Genomic DNA, 3,159 nt, shown 5'->3' with positions numbered 1-3,159 from the left:
AGTGCATGTCGGCATATGCTATTTCTCCAGAGTTGATCCTGTCTCTTATGGATTTATTTGTCTGGTAGGGATATCTTTTTTTGATTACTCCAGCCCTTGCCAGTGATCCGTCAAGCTCGTCTCCTACAGACGCTCCAGTTATAAGTGTTATTCCCAGTTTTTCCCCTTTTTCAGCCCTCTCTGCTATAGCCAGTGGTACAGCTTTGGGATATCCTGCAGGTGTAAACCCACTGGCACCAACAACCATTCCATCTTTTACTAGTAACGCCGCTTCTTCAGAACTCATGATTCTGTCTTTAAGTTCACTGCATCTGATTCTTTTATCCATCTCTGGACACCTCCACATAGATTAATATTTATTAATAATTGGAACAAAAAAAGCACGAATAAAGGCATTTTCTGCCATTAACCGTGCATCACTCGCTTTGTAAATAAGGGAAAATCTTATTAACACGAATAAATAGGATATGCTATTATATTCCCATGATATACTATTAATTTGGTCTTGTCAACCACATTGACAAATATTTATCAATCTTCTCCATCAAGAAGTGAGTCAAACCTTTTCTTGCAGTTTTGAACAGCAGTTTTGATTGCTTTCTTTGCAGACCCGAAATATGCAGTATCTATTGTATATTCAATATCCTCCATATTATTGAGACTCCTGCCTCTCAGCATATCATTAGTGAAATTCTTTGCAAGATTCGTTGACAATGTACAGTCGGCTTCAACAATTACACCCGTATGGGTATTGACAAGCAAGGCCACAGCTATGACTTCATAAAGCTTCCTGGCTGTAATATTGGATGGAAGCTTTGCATATCCAGTTATAATGATCTCATCTGCAATATTGTCTATCATTTAATTCTCCTGCATTGTCTATTTATTCATAAATTTCGATACGTCGATAATAAATCTGTCATGAGTACCTTCACCAATAGTTTTTTCAGCTGTAAATGTTCTTACCTTGAAAACAAGTCTCTTTCTGTCAACTTCAATAAGCTCGCATTCAGTAAAATATGTTCCTCCAAGATCAACTGCAGCCTTGTGGCCCACATTAACATGGGTTCCAACTGTGCTGAATCCTTCTGGAAGATAATCCTTCACACAAGCAGCACAAGTTCCTTCCATATTGGCAATCATCATGGGAGTCGAAAGAACCTCTACAAAACCGCTGCCCATTGCAGCTGCAGTATCCTTGTGCTCAACAATATTTTCCGTCTCAAACTTAAGTCCTGGTGTTATATTAAAATCCATACCGGCACCTACACTAACTCGTCAAGTTTTGCTCTGTTGAATCCTTCAACAACTTCGCCATCTACAACTATTATTGGCACTCCCATGTATCCCATACCCATAAGTTCTTTTCTTGCGTCCATATCTGTTGTTACGTTCTTTTCTTCAAATTCAACGCCTTTTTCCTTAAGATAATCCTTTGCTGTAACGCAGTGAGGACATGTATTACTTGAATAAACAACTACCTTTGCCATAGTTGTACCTCCTAAATTTTTGTTTATTCATTATTTTACCACAAGTACAGGGTAATTTCTATACGTTAGTTGCAATATGTATATAAAAAGACCCGCATAAAGCGGGTCAAATTCTACAATGTGATTAAATTACTGAAATATTAAAAGCCCATCTGTCCAGATGGTGCAGAAGGCATTCCAACGCTTATTGAATTTTCAAACATCACTCTAGAAATATTGTATCCTACAAGAAGTTGGTATTTTCCTATTTCAGCCTGCTTAAGCCTAGTCTCGGAATCCGATACATCCTGTATTGTAGCCATATCATATTCAAAGAAGAGCTTTGTAACCCTTAAAGATTCCCTTGAAAGCGTTATTGTCTCATCCATGTTCTTTAGAGCCCTTTCAGACTTCACAAGCTCAAGGTATTTTGTCCTTACATCAAGCTCTATATCCCTGAATGACTGCTCGTAATTGTGCATTGTCTCTTCAAGCTCCTCCTCGGCATACTTGTACTGCCTGTTTCTTGAAGTATAGTATGATGTTATTGCACTGTGTTCCACTTCTTCAAGCTCGTATTCTGCCCATTTATTTACACTTTCAGGTCTGTTTACAAAAGCTTGTTCAACTGCCGCTTCAATGCCTAGAGTAGTCATTGCACCGTTTTCAACTCCAGAAACAAATTTTACATTTTCGCCCAGTTCAAGTCCAACGGTATTGTTGAACTCAAGCTTTTTGATTTCAAGAGTATCAAGAGCATTATCCAGATCTGTCTTTGAAGTGTTTACAGCAAGCTCCTGCTGTAGAAGGTCAAGCTTTGTTATTACTCCTGTTTCATACTTAATCTGGGCAATATTCAAATGGCTCAGTTCATTCTGATATGAAGAAGAGTTAAGCTCTATTGTCTTCTGTGCAAGAAGAACCTGATAGTAAGTTGTAAGAGCACCTATCTTAATTGCCTCTTCTGTCTGACCTATTGTATTTTCCAGTACTATAAGCTGTGTTTCAGCTCCCTTTACTCCATAGCCCTTCTTGATGAGAAGTTTATTTACAAAATCATCTGTTATGCTGTTAGGCAAATATGCCAGTGGAAGCTTCAGGAGGTTTTCCATATCATCCTGAAGTTCCTCCTGGTCGTTGATCAATTCTTTAGTATTTTCTATGTTCCTAAACAGACTTGAAACTGCATAGCTGTTTTCTATTGCAAGATTTTGAGCATCCTCAATGGTAAGCTCCATTTCAGTTTCTACTGATGTTGTTACTATGGATGTCGTTACGGCCTCAACACCTTCCGTTGCAAATGCAGGAAACGACAATACGAGAGCAGCCGCACAAGCAATTGCTGTTATTTTAGTTTTCATTGCAATCCTCCTTATTTTCACCAAATCCTTCAAGTATGGACTCTATGATGAATCCATAGTCCGGTTTTTCATCCTTTCGAGTCATGATCATCATGCCCAGATAATGGTTTGAAACACCCATCAAACACGAACACAGTATTTCTCTGTTCACATTCTTTCTTATAACCTTTTCTTCAATTCCCTGTTCTATCATAGCAATAATGTCCTTTGAATGCTGAACCATGAAGGAATGTAAAGCTCCCTTTATTCTATCAGAAATCAAGTCTCCGTGAGCTATGAAAATCTCCGCCAAACTACTGTGTATTGTAATTATATTATACTTGTATTCC

At 38.2% G+C, this 3,159-nt stretch carries 5 protein-coding genes and 1 pseudogene; all 6 read right to left on the bottom strand.

The window, feature by feature from the left end:
• Nucleotides 1–328, bottom strand: a pseudogene (locus tag AC3AX0_RS09150) (acetyl-CoA hydrolase); the annotation flags it as partial.
• A 203-nt stretch (nucleotides 329–531) separates the two neighbouring features.
• Nucleotides 532–861 (bottom strand): DUF3870 domain-containing protein, encoded by a 330-nt coding sequence (locus AC3AX0_RS09145; RefSeq protein WP_487549992.1) that lies wholly within the window; start codon nucleotides 859–861, stop codon nucleotides 532–534.
• 18 nt (nucleotides 862–879) lie between these two features.
• Nucleotides 880–1,257, bottom strand: coding sequence for a thioesterase family protein (locus tag AC3AX0_RS09140; RefSeq protein WP_487549991.1), 378 nt, complete (start codon nucleotides 1,255–1,257; stop codon nucleotides 880–882).
• 8 nt (nucleotides 1,258–1,265) lie between these two features.
• Nucleotides 1,266–1,490, bottom strand: coding sequence for a glutaredoxin family protein (locus AC3AX0_RS09135; protein WP_487549990.1), 225 nt, complete (start codon nucleotides 1,488–1,490; stop codon nucleotides 1,266–1,268).
• 140 nt (nucleotides 1,491–1,630) lie between these two features.
• Nucleotides 1,631–2,830: a TolC family protein gene (locus AC3AX0_RS09130; protein ID WP_487549989.1), complete on the bottom strand. Its 1,200-nt coding sequence runs from the start codon at nucleotides 2,828–2,830 to the stop codon at nucleotides 1,631–1,633.
• Nucleotides 2,820–3,159, bottom strand: a 340-nt coding sequence (locus AC3AX0_RS09125) for a hypothetical protein (protein ID WP_487549988.1), incomplete at its 5' end; no start/stop codon positions are given. The genes AC3AX0_RS09130 and AC3AX0_RS09125, both read right to left, overlap by 11 nt.

It is taken from the genome of Dethiosulfatibacter sp. (genome assembly GCF_983023055.1).
This window is presented reverse-complemented; position numbering and strand designations above follow the sequence as displayed.